The organism is Streptomyces sp. NBC_00354 (genome assembly GCF_036106915.1).
GTDB lineage: Bacteria > Actinomycetota > Actinomycetes > Streptomycetales > Streptomycetaceae > Streptomyces.
Map to the genome: position 1 here is coordinate 910,346 of NZ_CP107983.1, position 15,473 is coordinate 925,818.

15 protein-coding genes are annotated in these 15,473 nt (G+C 72.8%); 10 read left to right on the forward strand and 5 right to left on the reverse strand.

Annotation, left to right across the window (positions count from 1 at the left end; genetic code table 11):
- The first annotated feature begins 216 nt into the window (after window positions 1-216).
- Genes OHT74_RS04380 through OHT74_RS04395 form a run of 4 tightly spaced genes read left to right on the forward strand, consistent with a single transcriptional unit; the run spans window position 217 to window position 4,777 of the window.
- Window positions 217-1,530, forward strand: a complete 1,314-nt coding sequence (locus OHT74_RS04380; protein ID WP_328619398.1) for an ABC transporter substrate-binding protein — start codon at window positions 217-219, stop codon at window positions 1,528-1,530.
- Window positions 1,517-2,485 carry a carbohydrate ABC transporter permease gene (locus tag OHT74_RS04385; protein ID WP_328619399.1) on the forward strand — a complete coding sequence of 323 codons (969 nt, stop codon included), beginning with the start codon at window positions 1,517-1,519 and terminating at the stop codon, window positions 2,483-2,485. The genes OHT74_RS04380 and OHT74_RS04385 overlap by 14 nt, the downstream gene beginning before the upstream one ends.
- Window positions 2,482-3,315 (forward strand): carbohydrate ABC transporter permease, encoded by an 834-nt coding sequence (locus tag OHT74_RS04390; protein ID WP_328619400.1) that lies wholly within the window; start codon window positions 2,482-2,484, stop codon window positions 3,313-3,315. The genes OHT74_RS04385 and OHT74_RS04390 overlap by 4 nt, the downstream gene beginning before the upstream one ends.
- A 43-nt stretch (window positions 3,316-3,358) precedes the next feature.
- Window positions 3,359-4,777 carry a GH1 family beta-glucosidase gene (locus tag OHT74_RS04395; RefSeq protein WP_328619401.1) on the forward strand — a complete coding sequence of 473 codons (1,419 nt, stop codon included), beginning with the start codon at window positions 3,359-3,361 and terminating at the stop codon, window positions 4,775-4,777.
- On the opposite strand, the gene OHT74_RS04400 is transcribed toward OHT74_RS04395, so the two are convergent.
- The gene (locus tag OHT74_RS04400) at window positions 4,749-5,363 is read right to left on the reverse strand and encodes a HutD/Ves family protein (protein ID WP_328619402.1); all 615 of its coding nucleotides are present in this window, start codon (window positions 5,361-5,363) and stop codon (window positions 4,749-4,751) included. The two genes, OHT74_RS04395 and OHT74_RS04400, sit on opposite strands and share 29 nt — an antisense overlap.
- Window positions 5,364-5,559: 196 nt before the next feature.
- On the opposite strand from OHT74_RS04400, the gene OHT74_RS04405 reads away from it, so the two are divergent.
- Window positions 5,560-6,450, forward strand: a complete 891-nt coding sequence (locus OHT74_RS04405; protein WP_328619403.1) for an SDR family NAD(P)-dependent oxidoreductase — start codon at window positions 5,560-5,562, stop codon at window positions 6,448-6,450.
- 65 nt (window positions 6,451-6,515) lie between these two features.
- The gene (locus OHT74_RS04410) at window positions 6,516-7,097 is read left to right on the forward strand and encodes a TetR/AcrR family transcriptional regulator (RefSeq protein ID WP_328619404.1); all 582 of its coding nucleotides are present in this window, start codon (window positions 6,516-6,518) and stop codon (window positions 7,095-7,097) included.
- 53 nt (window positions 7,098-7,150) lie between these two features.
- Here OHT74_RS04410 and OHT74_RS04415 read toward each other — a convergent pair whose 3' ends face one another.
- Both OHT74_RS04415 and OHT74_RS04420 read right to left on the reverse strand, forming a co-directional pair.
- Entirely contained in the window at window positions 7,151-7,891 is a 741-nt protein-coding gene (locus OHT74_RS04415) for a hypothetical protein (RefSeq protein ID WP_266998837.1), read from the reverse strand.
- A 181-nt stretch (window positions 7,892-8,072) separates the two neighbouring features.
- Window positions 8,073-8,876, reverse strand: coding sequence for an NADPH-dependent F420 reductase (locus OHT74_RS04420; RefSeq protein WP_328619405.1), 804 nt, complete (start codon window positions 8,874-8,876; stop codon window positions 8,073-8,075).
- A gap of 96 nt (window positions 8,877-8,972) precedes the next feature.
- Here OHT74_RS04420 and OHT74_RS04425 point away from each other — a divergent pair, with 96 nt between their 5' ends.
- Entirely contained in the window at window positions 8,973-10,022 is a 1,050-nt protein-coding gene (locus tag OHT74_RS04425) for a BTAD domain-containing putative transcriptional regulator (RefSeq protein WP_443047275.1), read from the forward strand.
- Window positions 10,023-10,152: 130 nt separating this feature from the next.
- A complete protein-coding gene (locus tag OHT74_RS04430) occupies window positions 10,153-10,647 on the forward strand; it encodes a hypothetical protein (RefSeq protein ID WP_328619407.1) in 495 nt (164 codons plus the stop codon).
- A gap of 74 nt (window positions 10,648-10,721) precedes the next feature.
- Here the strand turns inward: OHT74_RS04430 and OHT74_RS04435 are convergent, their stop codons facing one another.
- The gene (locus OHT74_RS04435; RefSeq protein ID WP_328619408.1) at window positions 10,722-12,083 is read right to left on the reverse strand and encodes an FAD-dependent oxidoreductase; all 1,362 of its coding nucleotides are present in this window, start codon (window positions 12,081-12,083) and stop codon (window positions 10,722-10,724) included.
- A gap of 183 nt (window positions 12,084-12,266) precedes the next feature.
- Between OHT74_RS04435 and OHT74_RS04440 the strand changes: the two genes are divergently transcribed.
- Complete coding sequence (locus OHT74_RS04440) at window positions 12,267-13,319, forward strand: PHP domain-containing protein (protein WP_328619409.1); 1,053 nt, start codon at window positions 12,267-12,269, stop codon at window positions 13,317-13,319.
- A gap of 64 nt (window positions 13,320-13,383) precedes the next feature.
- On the opposite strand, the gene OHT74_RS04445 is transcribed toward OHT74_RS04440, so the two are convergent.
- On the reverse strand, window positions 13,384-14,322 hold the full coding sequence (locus OHT74_RS04445) for a UbiA family prenyltransferase (RefSeq protein WP_328619410.1): 939 nt from the start codon (window positions 14,320-14,322) through the stop codon (window positions 13,384-13,386).
- 76 nt (window positions 14,323-14,398) lie between these two features.
- Between OHT74_RS04445 and OHT74_RS04450 the strand changes: the two genes are divergently transcribed.
- Window positions 14,399-15,460 carry a type III polyketide synthase gene (locus OHT74_RS04450; protein WP_328619411.1) on the forward strand — a complete coding sequence of 354 codons (1,062 nt, stop codon included), beginning with the start codon at window positions 14,399-14,401 and terminating at the stop codon, window positions 15,458-15,460.
- Window positions 15,461-15,473 lie beyond the last annotated feature (13 nt).

Sequence of the window (15,473 nt, forward strand, 5' to 3'; positions counted from 1 at the left end):
GCGTGATCCCTCCTGTCCATCCGATCCGCCGGGCCGGTGCGGCCTGAACTCGTCGTACTGCAGGGGTGATTGTGGACGAAGGCGGGTTGTTGTGCGTACAACTCTTGACGGGGCCGGGGCTGCGGGTGCACGCTCCAGTCGCGCTCTGAGAGCGCTCTCAACGCTGGCGCACTCCCACCCCCGCACCCTGCCCGTCCAGGCCAAGGAGGCCGCCCCATGTACATCCCCCGAACCGCCACCAGAGCCGTGACCCGACTCGGCGCCGTCGCGCTCACGGGCGTGCTCCTGGCCGCCTGCGGATCCGGGTCCGGGTCGGGCGGTGCGTCCTCCGGCGACACCGCAGGCGGCGACGTCACGCTCACCGTCGACCTGTTCGGCGCGTTCGGCTACCAGGAGTCCGGGCTCTACGCCGAGTACGAGCAGCTCCACCCCGGCGTCAAGATCAAGCAGACCGACACCGAGGACGAGCAGGACTACTGGAAGTCGCTCCAGACCCGCCTCGCGGGCGGTGGCGGTCTGGCCGACGTCCAGGCCATCGAGGTCGGCCGCATCGCCTCGGTCGCCCAGCAGCAGGCCGGCAAGTTCGTGGACCTGAACCAGTACGGGGCCGGGGCGCTCAAGGGGGAGTTCGCCCCCGCCAAGTGGTCCGCCGCGGCCACCAAGGACGGCAAGGTGCTGGGCCTGGGCACCGATGTAGGCCCCGAGGCCATGTGCTATCGCCGCGACCTGTTCCAGGCCGCCGGGCTGCCCACCGATCGCACCGAACTGGCGGCGCGGTGGGCCACCTGGGACGGATACCTCGAACTCGGCCGCCGGTACAAGGAGAAGGCGCCGGCCGGCAGCGCCTGGCTCGACAGCGTGGGCAGCCTGAACGCCATCATGGTCGGCCAGCAGAAGGAGCGCTACTACGACGCCTCGGGCGCGCTGATCTACGAGAACAGCCCCGCCGTGAAGGCCGCATGGGACGCCTCGGTCAAGGCCGCCGGCGACGGGCTCAGCGCCAAGCTGGACCAGTGGTCGCCGCCGTGGAACCAGGCGTTCGCCTCCGGCTCCTTCGCCACCCTGCCCTGCCCCGCCTGGATGCTCGGCTACATCAAGGGCCAGGCCGGGGACGCGGGCCAGGGCAAGTGGGACGTCGCGAAGCTGCCCGGCGGCGCGGGCAACTGGGGCGGCTCCTACCTGGCGGTCCCGAGCGCCGCCAAGCACAAGAAGGAGGCGTACGAGCTGATCAAATGGCTCACCGCGCCCGAGCAGCAGACCAAGGTCTTCCGCAAGCAGGGCAACTTCCCCTCCGCCACCCAGTCCATCGGCCAGATAGCCGACGCCAAGGACCCGTACTTCTCCGACGCGCCGATCGGCCGGATCTTCGGCGACGCCGCCGAACAGGCCCCCGTCCAGGTGCTCGGCCTGCACGACAAGGACATCGCCGACCAGATCAACAACGCGCTGAGCGAGGTCGAACGGAAGGGCACGGCTCCCGAGACGGCCTGGTCGAACGCGAAGAAGGCCGTCAAGAATGCCCTCGGCTGAGCCGCTCGCACCACCGGCGCCGCTGACCGCCCTCACGTCGCCGGAGCCGCAGCCCCGGCGGCGCGGGCGGCCGGCCGCGCTGTCCCCGTACGCCTTCCTCGCCCCCTTCTTCACCCTGTTCGCGGCGTTCGGGATCTTCCCGCTGCTGTACACGGCGTACGTCTCCCTCTACCGCGCCGAACTCCAGACCCCCGGCGAGCTGGAGTGGCGCGGCCTCGGCAACTACACGGCGCTGTTCACCGACCCGTTCTTCTGGACGGCGCTGCGCAACACGTTCACCATCGGCGTCCTGTCCACGGTGCCCCAGCTGCTGATGGCGCTGGGCCTGGCCCACCTGCTCAACTACCGGCTCCGCGCCCGCACGTTCTTCCGCACCGCGCTGCTGCTGCCGTACGCGACCTCGGTCGCCGCAGCGTCGCTGATCTTCGCGCAGCTCTTCGGGCACGATTTCGGGCTCGTGAACCGCCTCTTGGACCTGGCGGGCATCCACCCGGTCGACTGGCAGAACGGTACGGCGGCCTCCCAGATCGCCGTCTCGTCCATCGTGGTCTGGCGCTGGACCGGCTACAACGCGCTGATCTACCTGGCCGGCATGCAGACGATCCCGACCGAGCTGTACGAGGCGGCGGAGGTCGACGGGGCCTCCCGCCTGCGGCAGTTCCTGCACGTGACGCTGCCCGGGCTGCGCCCCACGATCGTCTTCACCTCGATCGTCTCGACGATCGGCGCCACCCAGCTGTTCGGCGAGCCGCTGCTGTTCGAGGGATCGATATCCGGCGGCATCTCGCACCAGTACCAGACCCTCGGCCTGTACATGTACGAGCAGGGCTGGGGCTTCTTCCACCTGGGACGGGCGGCGGCCATCGCCTGGGTGATGTTCCTGCTGATCGTGGTGCTGGTCGGGGCCAACGCCTGGGCCGTGCACCGCCGTTCCCGTAAGGAGGCCGGCCGATGAGCGCGCACGTCTCCGCGCGGCGCGGCGGAAGGCTGACGTACGCGGTCCTGATCTGCGCGGTGCTGCTCTCGGCCTTCCCGCTGTACTGGACCCTCGTCGCCGCGAGCCGCTCCAACGCCGAACTGGCGCGTCCGGTACCGGCGTTGCTGCCCGGTCCGCGGCTCCTGGACAACCTGCAGGCCGTCCTGGACGAGGCGGCGATCGGCACGGCGCTGCTCAACTCGCTCATCGTCTCGGCGGCCATCACCGTCGGCACGGTGCTGTGCTCCACGCTGGCCGGGTTCGCCTTCGCCAAACTGCGGTTCCGGGGCCGCGGGGCGCTGCTCGGCGCCGTCGTCGCCTCGATGATGATCCCGCCGCAGCTCGGGGTGATCCCGCTGTTCATGCTGATCGTCAAGCTGCACTGGGTGAACCAGCTGCAGGCCGTCGTGCTGCCCGGGCTGGTCTCGGCGTTCGGCGTGTTCTTCATGCGGCAGTTCCTGGTGCAGTCGCTGCCGGACGAGCTGATCGAGGCGGCCCGGGTGGACGGAGCCTCGCACGCCCGGATCTTCTGGTCGATCGTCGTGCCGATCGCCCGCCCGGCGATGGCGGTCCTGGGCCTGCTCACCTTCATGACGGCCTGGAACGACTTCTTCTGGCCGATCGTCGCACTGTCCTCGCAAGAGCCGACCGTCCAGGTGGCGCTGCGCCAGCTGGGCGGCGGATACGTCCACGACCAGTCCGTGATCATGGCGGGCACCCTGCTCGGCACGCTGCCCGTGCTGCTGGTCTTCGGACTGCTCGGCCGGCAGATCGTCGGCGGCATCATGCAGGGCGCGGTCAAGGGCTGACGCGGCCGCCCCGGCCTTCCCCTCATCTTCCTGGAGTCTTCCCATGACCACGCTCGACGCGTCTCCCGTCACGAAGACGGGCCTCTCCTTCCCGGCCGGCTTCCGCTGGGGCACGGCCACTGCCGCCTACCAGATCGAGGGCGCGGCCGCCCTGCACGGCCGGACACCCTCCATCTGGGACACCTTCAGCCGCACCCCCGGCAAGGTCCGCAACGGCGACACCGGAGACACGGCCGCCGACCACTACCACCGCATGACCGAGGACGTGGCCCTGCTCCGACGGCTCGGGGTGAGCGACTACCGCTTCTCGGTGGCCTGGCCGCGGGTCCAGCCCACCGGCCGGGGGCCCGCCGTCCAGCAGGGCCTCGACTTCTACCGGCGGCTCGTCGACGAGCTGCTGGCCGCCGGGATCCGGCCGGTCGCCACCCTCTACCACTGGGACCTGCCGCAGGAGCTCGAGGACCTGGGGGGCTGGCCGCGGCGGGAGACCGCCGAGCGGTTCGCCGAGTACGCGGGGCTGGTGGCCGGGGCGCTCGGCGACCGGGTGGCCGCCTGGACCACGTTCAACGAGCCCTGGTGCGCGGCCTTCCTCGGTTACGCGTCCGGGGTGCACGCCCCGGGCCGCACCGAGCCGGCGTCCGCGCTGCGGGCCGCGCACCACTTCAACCTTGCCCACGGGCTGGGCGTGGCGGCGCTGCGCGCGGTCCTCCCCCGGTCGGCCGAGGTCTCGCTGACACTGAACCTGCATGCGCTGCGGCCGCTGACGCGTTCCGCCGCCGACCTGGACGCGGTGCGCCGGATCGATGCGGTGGGCAACAGGATCTTCCTCGACCCGGTCTTCCACGGGCGCCTCCCGGAGGACCTGGTCGGCGACACCGCCGGGGTGACGGACTGGTCCTTCGTCCGGGACGGCGATCTGGCGGCCGCCGAGGCGCCGATCGACTGGCTGGGCCTCAACTACTACTCCCCGACGGTGGTCGCGGCCGCCGAACCGGGGGACCCGGAGCCCTCCGCCGGGCCCTCGCCGTGGGTCGGCGCCGATCGACACGTGCGCTTCCTGCCCGCGCCGGGGCCGCGGACGGCCATGGACTGGCCCGTGGACGCGGGCGGCCTGCACGATCTGCTGATCCGGCTGCGCGACGAACTGCCCGCCGTACCGCTGCTGATCACGGAGAACGGTGCGGCGTACGTGGACTACGCGGACCCGGAGGGCGATGTGCACGACCCGGAGCGGATCGACTACCTGCACGGCCATCTGGCCGCGGTGCACCGGGCGATCGCGGACGGGGCCGATGTGCGCGGGTACTTCGTGTGGTCGCTGCTGGACAACTTCGAGTGGGCGTACGGCTACAGCAAGCGGTTCGGCCTCGTCCACGTCGACTTCGCGACGCAGCGGCGCACGCTGAAGGACAGCGCCCGCTGGTACGCCGACGTCATCGCCCGGGGCGGTCTGCCAGCCTGACCACCGCCGCGCGCCCCCCGGTACGCAGGCGGCAGGTGCCGGCGCCGGTGATCCGGACCGCGTCGTACGGGCCGAGGGCGACGGGGCCGGCTGCGACTCCGGCTCCGGTTCCGCCATTGAGTTCGAGTTCCGCAGGGCCCTGGAGCGCGACCACCAGCAGGGTCTCCCCCGGCCCGGCGGTGAGCGCGAGGCCGCCCCGTACGACCGCGGTCTGCGCGTGCACGCGGTCGCGGCGGTACATCACGTTGAAGTTCACGACGGGCCCGTCGAGGAGCCGGCATTCGGTGGGTTCGTCGCCGGGGAAGTCCTGCGGCGCGTAGCGCTCGTCGACGCGGCGGCGGGCGCCGCCCACGGTGAGGTCCATGCCCGCCCCCTCGGCCAGGGTCAGGGTGCGGTCGACGCCGGGGAAGGCCGAGAAGGGCCCGTCCGCGGCCACCTCGGCGAGGCTGACCCGCCACCCGAAGTCGGCCATGCCCGCGCCCTCGGGCCAGGCCGCGATCTCCCGGGTCACCCCGCCGCCGTTCTTCCACGCGACGGCCGCGCGGTCGCCCGCACGCAGGATCCGGACCTCGTCGCCGCCGGTCATGGCACTGCTCCTTCCGTCGGGTACGCGCCGCCCCTGCGGCCCGGCCGAGCCTATCCACCCCGACCGGGAGGGCATCCCCGCAGTCGGACGACGGCCGGCCCGGAGGCGGCGGACTCCAACCGGATAGTTCATCCGCATATGTGTTACGGTCACATCAAGCGGATGAAGTATCCGGACACCGAGTGGGACGGACGCCATGAAGAGGACCGCTGTGGTCACGGCCGGAACGGGCGGGATCGGCCTGGAGACGGCGCTGGGGCTGGCTACTGCCGGGTACTCCGTCACCGTGATCGGACGCAACGCCGAGCGGGGCGCCCGGGCGGTCGACCGGATCAACGCGACGGACCCGGCGCACCCAGCCCGGTTCCTGTCCGCCGACCTCGCCTCGCTCGAGGAGGTGCGCGGGCTCGCCGACCGGATCGCCTCGGAGCATGCCGCCTCGGGGGAACCGCTGACCGTACTGGTCAACAACGTCGGCGCGATGTTCGCGGACCGCCGGGATCTGGGCGGTGTCGAGGCGTCGTTCGTCGTCAACCACCTCTCGCCCTACCTGTTGACCGAGTTGCTGCTGCCCACGCTGACGGCCGGTGCACCGAGCAGGATCGTGAACGTGACCTCGGGCGCGGTCGGGGTCGCGAAGCGGGTGTTCGACGCCGTCGAGCCGCCCGGCGGCTACTACGGCTTCCACTGGTACGGCCGCGCGAAGCTCGCCAACCTCGCCTACACGCTCGACCTGGCCAAGCGGCTGGACGGCACGGGGGTATCGGTCTTCGCCGCCGACCCCGGAGGCGCCGCGACCGACATGACCGACGGCACCCTGACCGACCCGAAGATCGTCTCGCCCGTGCTGCGGCTGATGTGGCCTCTGGTACGCCGCACATTCGCACGGTCGACGTCCGGTCCGGCGTCCGTGGCGGCCAGGCCCTCGATCGCCGCCGCCACCGACGAAGCCCTGACGGGGCGGACCGGCCTCGTCATCGGCGCCCAGGCGAGCCCGGTGGCGCCGCTGCGCGCGGCGACGGACCCGCGCGTCGCCGCGGCCGTACGCCGCCTCAGCGAACGGTACGCGCCGGCGACGGCCGTCTGACCTGCCGGCCGGAACCTGCACGGCGGCGGGAGCATCCGGATGGGCTATCCCATTAACATGTCCCCATGACGACGACGCCACTGCGCAAGGACGCGGCCCGCAACTGGGACCGGATCGTCGACGTCGCCCGTGCCCTGGTCGACCAGGGCACGCCGTTGCAGCTCAACGACGTCGCCCGCCGCGCCGGCCTCGGTGTCGGCACCGTCTACCGGCACTTCGCCACACCCGAGGCACTGCTGGAGACCGTCGCCACCCCCTGCCTGGAAGCCCTGACCGCCCATGGTGAGCAGGCGCTGGCCGACACCGACCCGTGGCGCGCGCTCGAGGGCTTCCTGACCCGCACGGTCGAGGCACAGGTCACCGACGCCTCCCTGGCCCCCGTCACCGCCGCAGCCGAAGACGCCCTGCCGCGCACCACGGAACTCAAGCGGTCGCTGCGGTCGGCCGGCACCACACTCCTCGACCGGGCCCGCGCGGCCGGGGTGGTACGCCCCGACCTGGCGTCGGCGGACCTCGTCCCGCTCATGTGCGGCATCGCCTACGCCGTGCAGGTCCACGGCAGCACTGCCGACGACCGGATCGACACCGCTCACCGGTACCTGGCCACCCTGCTCGGGGGTCTGCGGGCCACTCCACCGAACGCGTGACAGGGCCCTTGCCGCTTCGGTCGCCGCGGTGCGTACGGGAGCGGGAAGGGGAGTTACAGGATGCGCCGGGTGGTGTGGGGCAGCGAGAAGTACCCCGGGCGTCCCGAGTCGAGCGGGGCGCCCTCGGCGGCGTCCGTGTCGAGCGCGTACACCATGAGCGGGCTGCTGCCGCTGGGGCCCGTGGCGGTGGCGCGCAGCCGGTAGCGCTCGGTGCGGACGGCGTCGCGGGCGAGCGGGGCGCCGCCCTCGTAGAGGTGGGCCGGCTTGGCGTCGGTGGCCATCCGCAGGTCCACCGCGCGCCAGGAGCCGGTGGCCGGGTCGCGCCGCTCCAGTACGTACGGGGACGCGGGTCCGGGCAGGTCGCCGGGCTCGCCGGTCAGGGGCTCCATCTGGAAGGCGATCAGCAGGTGCCCGTAGGCCCGGGAGTTGCCGTTGCGGACGGTGACCGTGAACTCCTGCGCGGGGCCTCCGCGGACCAGGTTCAGCCTGCCGCCCGCGGCGGCCGCGGTCAGGGACAGCCGGGTCGCGGGGGCGGGGGCCGCCGACACGGTCTGCGTCTTCGCGGGCGTCGCCGAGGACGTGGGGGTGGAAGTGGAGGTGGGCGCGGGCGCCGGTGAGGACACGGCCGGGGTCCCCGACCCGGTCGCCGTCGGGGACGCCGAGCCCGAGGGCGGGGCGCCCGACGACCGGGTGGGAGCGGACGGGGTGTCCGGGTGACCGGAGCAGGCCGTCAGAACGGCCGACAGCGCCGCCAGTACCGCCGAGGCGATCAGCAGACGGGGTCTGACGTGCATGGGTGCCCTCCTACGGCTCCTGTGACGGCAGGACGGTAGCAAGAGCGGCCCGCCGGTACAGGGGCGCGGCGCATGACACTTCGGTCACGGTTGCCGACCGGCCCCGGGGCGGCCCGGAGCCGGCGCCCGAGCCCCGGCCGGGCGCCGGAGTCCCCGTGCTCCCGCGCCCGGCCGTGGGCCGTCAGCCCTTGAACTCCGCCGTCCGGACCGGGGAGGCCTCGGCGAGGGCCTTCACCACGGCGCCGGTCCCCGCCCGCAGCCCGTACACGGGCGTGCCGGGCTGCTGGCGCCAGGAGTCGTCGAGGCCGCCCGCGTCGACCGAGTCGAAGCCGAGTGCGTCGATGAGCGCCCGGACGGCCTGCTTCGCCGCCTCGTCGTCGCCGGCGACCGGGAGGGCCATCCGGTCCGGGTCCCCGGCCGGGCGGTGCCGGTCGAGGATGTCCTCGGCGTACGTCCCGTTGAAGGCCTTGACCACCCGGTGGCCGATGTGGCGCTCGCTCCAGCGGCTCTCGGTCAGGCCCTCGTCCTCGATCTCGGCGATACGGCCGTCGCGCTGCTTCGGGTAGTAGTTCCCGGTCTCGATGACGACGAAGTCCTCCGCCGCCCCGTCGAAGAGCCCGGCGGGCAGCTCGGGCACGTTCTTCAGGGGGATGGTGACCACGACGACCTCGGCCCCGCGGGCCGCCTCCGCCACCGTGACCGGCGTGGCTCCCGTCTCCTTCGCGAGGTCGGACAGGGTCTCGGGGCCACGGGAGTTCGCCACGGACACCTCGTGTCCGAGCGCGGTCAGGCGGCGCGTCAGGTTGCCGCCGATGTTGCCTGCGCCGATGATGCCGATCTTCATGAGCTCTCCAGTGCGTGCAGGGTGGTCGGGTTCTGCGTGGAGTCCGAACCACCGGCAGCCGCCGTGCATTCCGGGTACGGGCCTCCCGTCTGCGGATCCCCCGTTCGAGTGGCCGGTTCCAAGCCACACGGAATCGGTCATGAATCTCGGCCACGCCGACCTGAAATCACCTTTGGTTGCCGCGCGATGGCATCCGCACAGGGAAATCTGGCGGCTCTACTGTTGCACCCCGGAGTCGTGGTTTCGACCACCTGTCTGTTGCGTGCGGTGTGGGACGAGGAACCGCACGCCACCGCACGCGCCGCGTTGCAGACGTGCGCACTGCGGCTGCGCAGGCTTTTCACGAAGTGCGGCATATCCACGACCACCATCGAGGCCGTGCCTGGCGGATACCGGATGCACAACGACACCGAGACCCTCGACCTCGTACTGTTCCGAGCCCTGACGGCGCAGGCACCGGCCGCCACGGGCCCGGGCGAGGAGCTGTACCGCCTGCGCGAGGCACTGTCCCTGTGGCACGGGCCACCGCTGGCCAACGTGGCCTCGTGCATGCTCCGGCGCGACGCGGCGCCGGCGCTCGAACAGGAGCGGCTGCGCGTGCTGGAGCGGGTCTGCGATCTCGAACTCGCCGCCGGGAACTGCCATCAGGTACTGGTCGACCTGTACGAGAGCGCCCGCCGGCATCCGGTGCGCGAACGGTTCACCGAGCAGCTCATCGAGGCCCTCTACCGCACCGGTCGCCAGGCGGAGGCCCTCGCCGAGTACCGCACCGTACGGGACCGGCTGCGCGACGAGCTCGGCGTCGACCCGGGTGCCGGGCCGCGCCGCCTGGAGCTCGCGATCCTGCGCTCCGAGGAGATCGGACAGCCCGAACCGGCCGGCGCACGGCCAGGCCTGCCCCGGGCCGCCGCCCCCGGGGCACTGCAGGCCGTGCCGGAAGTCCCCGGCGTGCCGGCGCCGTCGGCCGAGCCCGCGTCGGACAGCGGCTGGCGCGGGGTGCCCGGAACCCGCCCCGGACGCCCGGGCTTGTCACCCGTACCCGGGTTCGCCGGACGGGAGAGCGACCGCACGGCCATTGCCGCACGCCTGACCTCCGCCGAAGGGCCGCGGCTCGTCGTCGTCTCCGGGGCCCCGGCATCGGGAAGTCGGCGCTGGCGACGGCGGGCGCCGGCCGTCCTGCCGGCCAACCATGCTCCGGATTTCGCGCCGGACGTGCGCACGGCGCTCCCGGCGGGCGTTCGGGCCCTGCGGGCGGCGGCGCTGGCGTGCCTGGGTTCGCCCCGATAGGCGGCTGTACGCCATCTGCGTCGTATTCAGGCCATTTCGTACGTTCCGAGAACCGTCCGCCCGGGTGGCGGCGTCGGTGGGTTCAGCTACTCGGCAACTCGGCAACCCGGCACGGCGAAAGGTCCGAACGATGTTCAAGCTTCCGGCCACGCGCACCGCTTCCCTCGCCCTCGCGGCCACCGCCGCGACGGCCGCACTCACCCTCGCCTTCGTCACCAGCGCCTCCGCGACCGGCGCCGCCGTCGCACCGCAGGACGGCCGGGCGGTCGCCGCGGCCCCGTCCGAGTCCGGCGGCCCGGAGAGCGCGTTCTCCCGGATCGCCACCTTCTACGGCGCGTACATCGACGCGGTGTACGACGAGGACGGCACGCGCGCGAAGCAGCTGCGGGCGGCCTACCTCTCCGCGCCGCTCCAGCGCGAGCTGGCGAAATGGGAGGAGACCAACCACGCGGACGGCGTCCTGCGCGCCCAGAACGTGCCGCTGGAGTGGAAGGTCACCTACATCGACAGCGGCATGGGCAAGACGAACGCCACCGTCACCCTGACCTGGAGCGGCAGTGACACCACCCGGATCCACGTCCAGGCCGATCTGAAGACCCGGAAGATCCTCTCGATCGAAGACTGAGCGCAGGCCGGAGGCCGGACACACGGTGGGGGCCACCGCCGGCGGCCCCCACCCGTGAACGCGATGCGTGGCGGTTACGCGCCGCTCGCCTTCAGCATGTCCTCGCGCTCGACGAGCTTCACGCGCTCGCGGCCCTGCGGCTCGCCCAGCGCCTTCTCGGCCGCGTCGAGCTTGTACCAGCCCTCCCACGTCGTGAAGCGGACGTTCCGCTCGGCCAGGAAGGCCTCGACGGCCTCCGGCGCAGGTGCGGCGGGCGTCTGCAGGCGGCCGCCCGCGTGGTCCTCCAGGAGGTTCGCGACCGTCTCGTTCGCGTCGCCCTTGGTGTGGCCGATGAGGCCGATCGGTCCGCGCCGGATCCAGCCGGTGACGTACGTCGACTGCAGGTGCGCGCCGGCTTCGATCACGCGGCCGCCCTCGTCCGGGACCGTGCCGCTGTCGATGTCCCACGGCAGCTTGGGCAGTTCGTCGGAGAGGTAGCCCACGGCGCGGTAGACGGACTGGACGTCCCAGTCGGTGAACTGGCCGGTGCCCTTGACGTTGCCCGTGCCGTCGAGCTCGGTGCGCTCGGTGCGCAGGCCGACGACCTTGCCGTCCTCGCCGAGGATCTCGGCGGGCGACTCGAAGAAGTGCAGGAAGAGCTTGTGCGGGCGCTCGCCGATGTCGCGGATCGCCCAGTTCTCCAGGGTCTTCGCGACCATGTCCGCCTGCTTGTTGGAGCGGCGGGTGGCGATCGAGCCCTCGTCGTAGTCGATGTCCTCGGGGTTGACGATGACCTCGATGTTGGGCGAGTGGTCGAGCTCGCGCAGCTCCATCGGGCTGAACTTGGCCTGCGCCGGGCCGCGGCGGCCGAAGACGTGCACCTCGAGCGCCTTGTTGGCCTTGAGGCCGTCGTGGACGTTCGCCGGGATCTCGGTCGGCAGCAGCTCGTCCGCGGTCTTCGCCAGGATGCGTGCCACGTCGAGGGCGACGTTGCCGACGCCGAGCACCGCGACCTTCTCGGCCTCCAGCGGCCAGGTGCGCGGGACGTCGGGGTGGCCGTCGTACCAGGAGACGAAGTCGGCGGCGCCGTAGGAGCCGTCGAGCTCGACGCCCGGTATGGCGAGCGCACGGTCGGCGGTCGCGCCGGTGGAGAAGATCACGGCGTCGTAGAACGAGTGCAGTTCGTCGAGGCTGATGTCGTTCGGGTAGTCCACGTTGCCGAACAGGCGGACCTGCGGCTTGTCGAGCACCTGGTGGAGGGCGGTGATGATGCCCTTGATCCGCGGGTGGTCGGGGGCGACGCCGTACCGGATCAGGCCGAAGGGGGCGGGCATCCGCTCGAACAGGTCGATGGAGACACCCGGCTCGGCGGCCGCCTCGGACTTCAGCAGCGCATCGGCGGCGTAGATTCCGGCGGGGCCGGCACCGACGATTGCTACCCGCAGGGGGCGAGGCATGACAGGTTCCCTTCGACCGACAAAAGACTGGATCAAGAGAACCTTAAACTAAGGCGACCCTAACCCGGCACCCGCCCCCTGGTTATGACCCTATAAACAAATCTTATGACCTTCCCAAGACATCCTTGGGGTTGCCCGTCACACTGGAACCGGCCCATCACACTGGAACCAGGAGGTACGCCCATGGATCCGGTTGCGGCGCTGGAGCGGATCGCCTTCCTGCTGGAGCGGGGGCAGGCACCGACCTACCGGGTGCAGGCCTTCCGGACGGCGGCCGCCGCACTCACCCGTATGGGTGAGGGCGAGGTGCTGGAGCGGGTCGAGGCCGGAACCCTCGAAGCGGTCAAGGGCATCGGGCCGAAAACCGCCCAGGTGGTGCGCGAGGCGGTCGGCGGGGCGATCCCCGCGTACCTGCAGAACCTCGAGGACGAGGTCGCGGCGCACCCCGAAGGCCCCCCGGCGAGCCCTGCCGCCCTCGCGCTGCGCGCGGCCCTGCGCGGGGACTGTCATCTGCACTCCGAGTGGTCCGACGGCGGCAGCCCGATCGAGGCCATGGGGCGGACGGCGGTCGAGCTGGGCCACGAGTGGGCCGCACTCACCGACCACTCGCCGAGCCTGACCGTCGCGCGGGGCCTCTCGCCGGAGCGGCTGCGCGAGCAGCTGGAGGTGGTGGCGGAGCTGAACGAGACGTGGGCACCGTTCCGGCTGCTCACCGGCATCGAATGCGACATCCTGCTCGACGGCTCGCTGGACCAGGAGCCGGAGCTGCTGGATCGGCTGGACGTCGTCGTCGGGTCCGTCCACTCCAAGCTGCGGATGGAGTCGCCCGCGATGACGCGGCGGCTGCTGGCGGCCGTGCGCAACCCCCTGATGGACGTCCTGGGCCACTGCACGGGACGGCTGGTGACGGGCCGGACCCGCCCCGAGTCGCAGTTCGACGCCGAGGCGGTCTTCGCCGCCTGCGCGGAGTCCGGGACCGCCGTGGAGATCAACAGCAGGCCCGAGCGGCTGGACCCGCCGCGCCGGCTGCTGCGGGCGGCCGTGGAGGCCGGCACGCTGTTCGCGATCGACACGGACGCCCACGCCCCGGGCCAGCTGGACTGGCAGCTGCTCGGCTGCGAACGGGCCGTGGAATGCGGGGTGCCGGCCGAGCGCGTCGTGAACACCTGGCCGCGGGAACAGCTGCTGGAGTGGACCCGGACCCGCCGACCCCCGACCGCGGCGGCCGCGGCCTGAGCCGAGGGCCGGCGCTCGGCTGGCGCTCGCCCGGCGCTCGGAGGGCGCGTCGGCGAGGGCCGCGTCAGCGGAGCCCGGCCAGGTCCGCCCCGCGCACGAGCAGCAGCACGACATCGGCCCCCGCGATCGCCATCGTGACCAGGAACGGGATCCGGCTCCGGCCGGTCGGCAGGCCCGCCCCGAGGAGTACCGCCGCAGCCGTCGCCGCGAGCAGCACCCAGCCGTACGGGGGCACCCGACCCGGCGGTCCGGCGACCAGGGCGACGGCCGAGCCGAGGACCAGGAGCCCCCCGACGGCCGCCGAGCGCCGGGCGCCGAGCCGGTGCGGCAGGCCCACCACGCCCGTGGCCAGGTCGTCGTCGATGTCGGGCAGCACGTTGGCGAAATGCGCGCCCGCACCCAGCAGGGCCGCCGCGGCCGTCAGCCACCACGGCGGCCAGGGCGCACCGGGCAGGCCCAGGGTGACGAAGGCGGGGAGCAGCCCGAAGGCGAGGGCGTACGGGAGCCAGGAGACGGCGGTGCCCTTCAGCCGCAGGTTGTACGCCCAGGCGGCGGCCACCCCGCACAGGTGCGCGCAGCCGGCGAGCCATCCCCCGGCCAGCGACAGCGGGACGCAGAACAGCAGGGCCGTGAGCGCCGCGGCCGTCACCGCGGCGGGCCGTACCGCCCCGGAGACCAGGGGTTTGTCGCGGCGGCCCGTCGCCAGGTCCCGGCCGAGGTCCACCCGGTCGTTGCACCAGCCCACCGACAGCTGACCCGCGGCCACCGCGGCCACGGTGAGCGCCGCCCCCGGGAGGCTGCGCCCCACGGCCGCGGCGAGGGCGGCGGCGAAGAGCGTCACGGCGGCCGCGGGCACCGGGTGACAGGATCCCAGCAGCCCGAACAGGCCCGTTGGACCGGACGCGGCGGGCGGCGACGGGCCGACGGCGGGCGCGGGCCGGCCGGTCTGCGGGGTTGCGGCGGGAGTCGGCGGAGTTCCGTCTGCGGCTCGGGCGGGGGGCACGCGATCACGCTATGCCGCGCCGCGCCCGGTATGCGGGATTCATCACGAAGTGTCAGTTGTTCCCTATGTTGAATCAATGACGCGTGTCCTGGCAGTGAGCAGCGTGTTCCCGCCCCACCGCTATCGCCAGTCCGAGATCGCGGCGGCGCTCGCCCGCTTTCTGCCTCCGGGGGCCGATACCGCCCTGCTCCACCGGCTGCACGCCTCGGTGGGCGTCGAGTCCCGCCACCTCGCGCTCCCGCTGGAGCGCTACGGTCCGTCGAACGACTTCGGCGGTACGAACGCCCTCTTCGTGGAGACGGCCGAGGAGCTCGGCGCCCGCGCCGTCGAAGCCGCCCTGGCCGCGGGCCACCTGGCGGCGCGCGAGGTCGACCTGGTCATGTCGACCACGGTGACCGGGCTCGCGACGCCCTCACTGGAGGCCCGCCTCGCGACCCGTACCGGTCTGCGCCCCGACGTGAAGCGGCTGCCGCTCTTCGGCCTCGGCTGCGCGGCCGGCGCCGCCGGACTGGGCCACCTCCACGACTACCTCGCGGGCCGCCCGGACCACGCGGCCCTGCTGCTGTCCACCGAGCTCTGCTCCCTCACCCTGCAGCCCTCGGACACCTCGATGGCGAACCTGGTGGCCGGCGCCCTCTTCGGCGACGGGGCCGGGGCGCTGCTCGCCGTGGGCCGCGGCCATCCGCTGCACGGCACGAGGCCGGGGCCTTCGGTGGTGGCCGCGCGCAGCCGCCTGTACCCCGGCACCGAGGGGCTCCTCGGCTGGGACATCGGCCACTGGGGTTTCCGGATGGTGCTGGGCCGTGAACTGCCCGCCCTGGTCAGGCTGCACGTGGCCGAGGAGATCGAGACGTTCCTCGCCGGGCACGACCTCAAGCCGCCGGACGTCGACGCGTGGATCGTCCATCCCGGCGGGCCGAAGGTCCTCGACGTGCTGGCCGACGCGCTGGCGCTGCCGGACTCCGCCTTCGCGGCGAGCCGGCGCTCGCTGGCGGAGGCGGGCAACCTCTCCTCGGCCTCGGTCCTGCACGTCCTGAACGCGGTCCAGGCCGCCGGTCCGCCCGCACCGGGCTCGGTCGGGCTGATGGTCGCCTTCGGCCCGGGCTTCGCCTCCGAACTCGTCCTCCTGCGCTGGTGACCTCATGCCGATG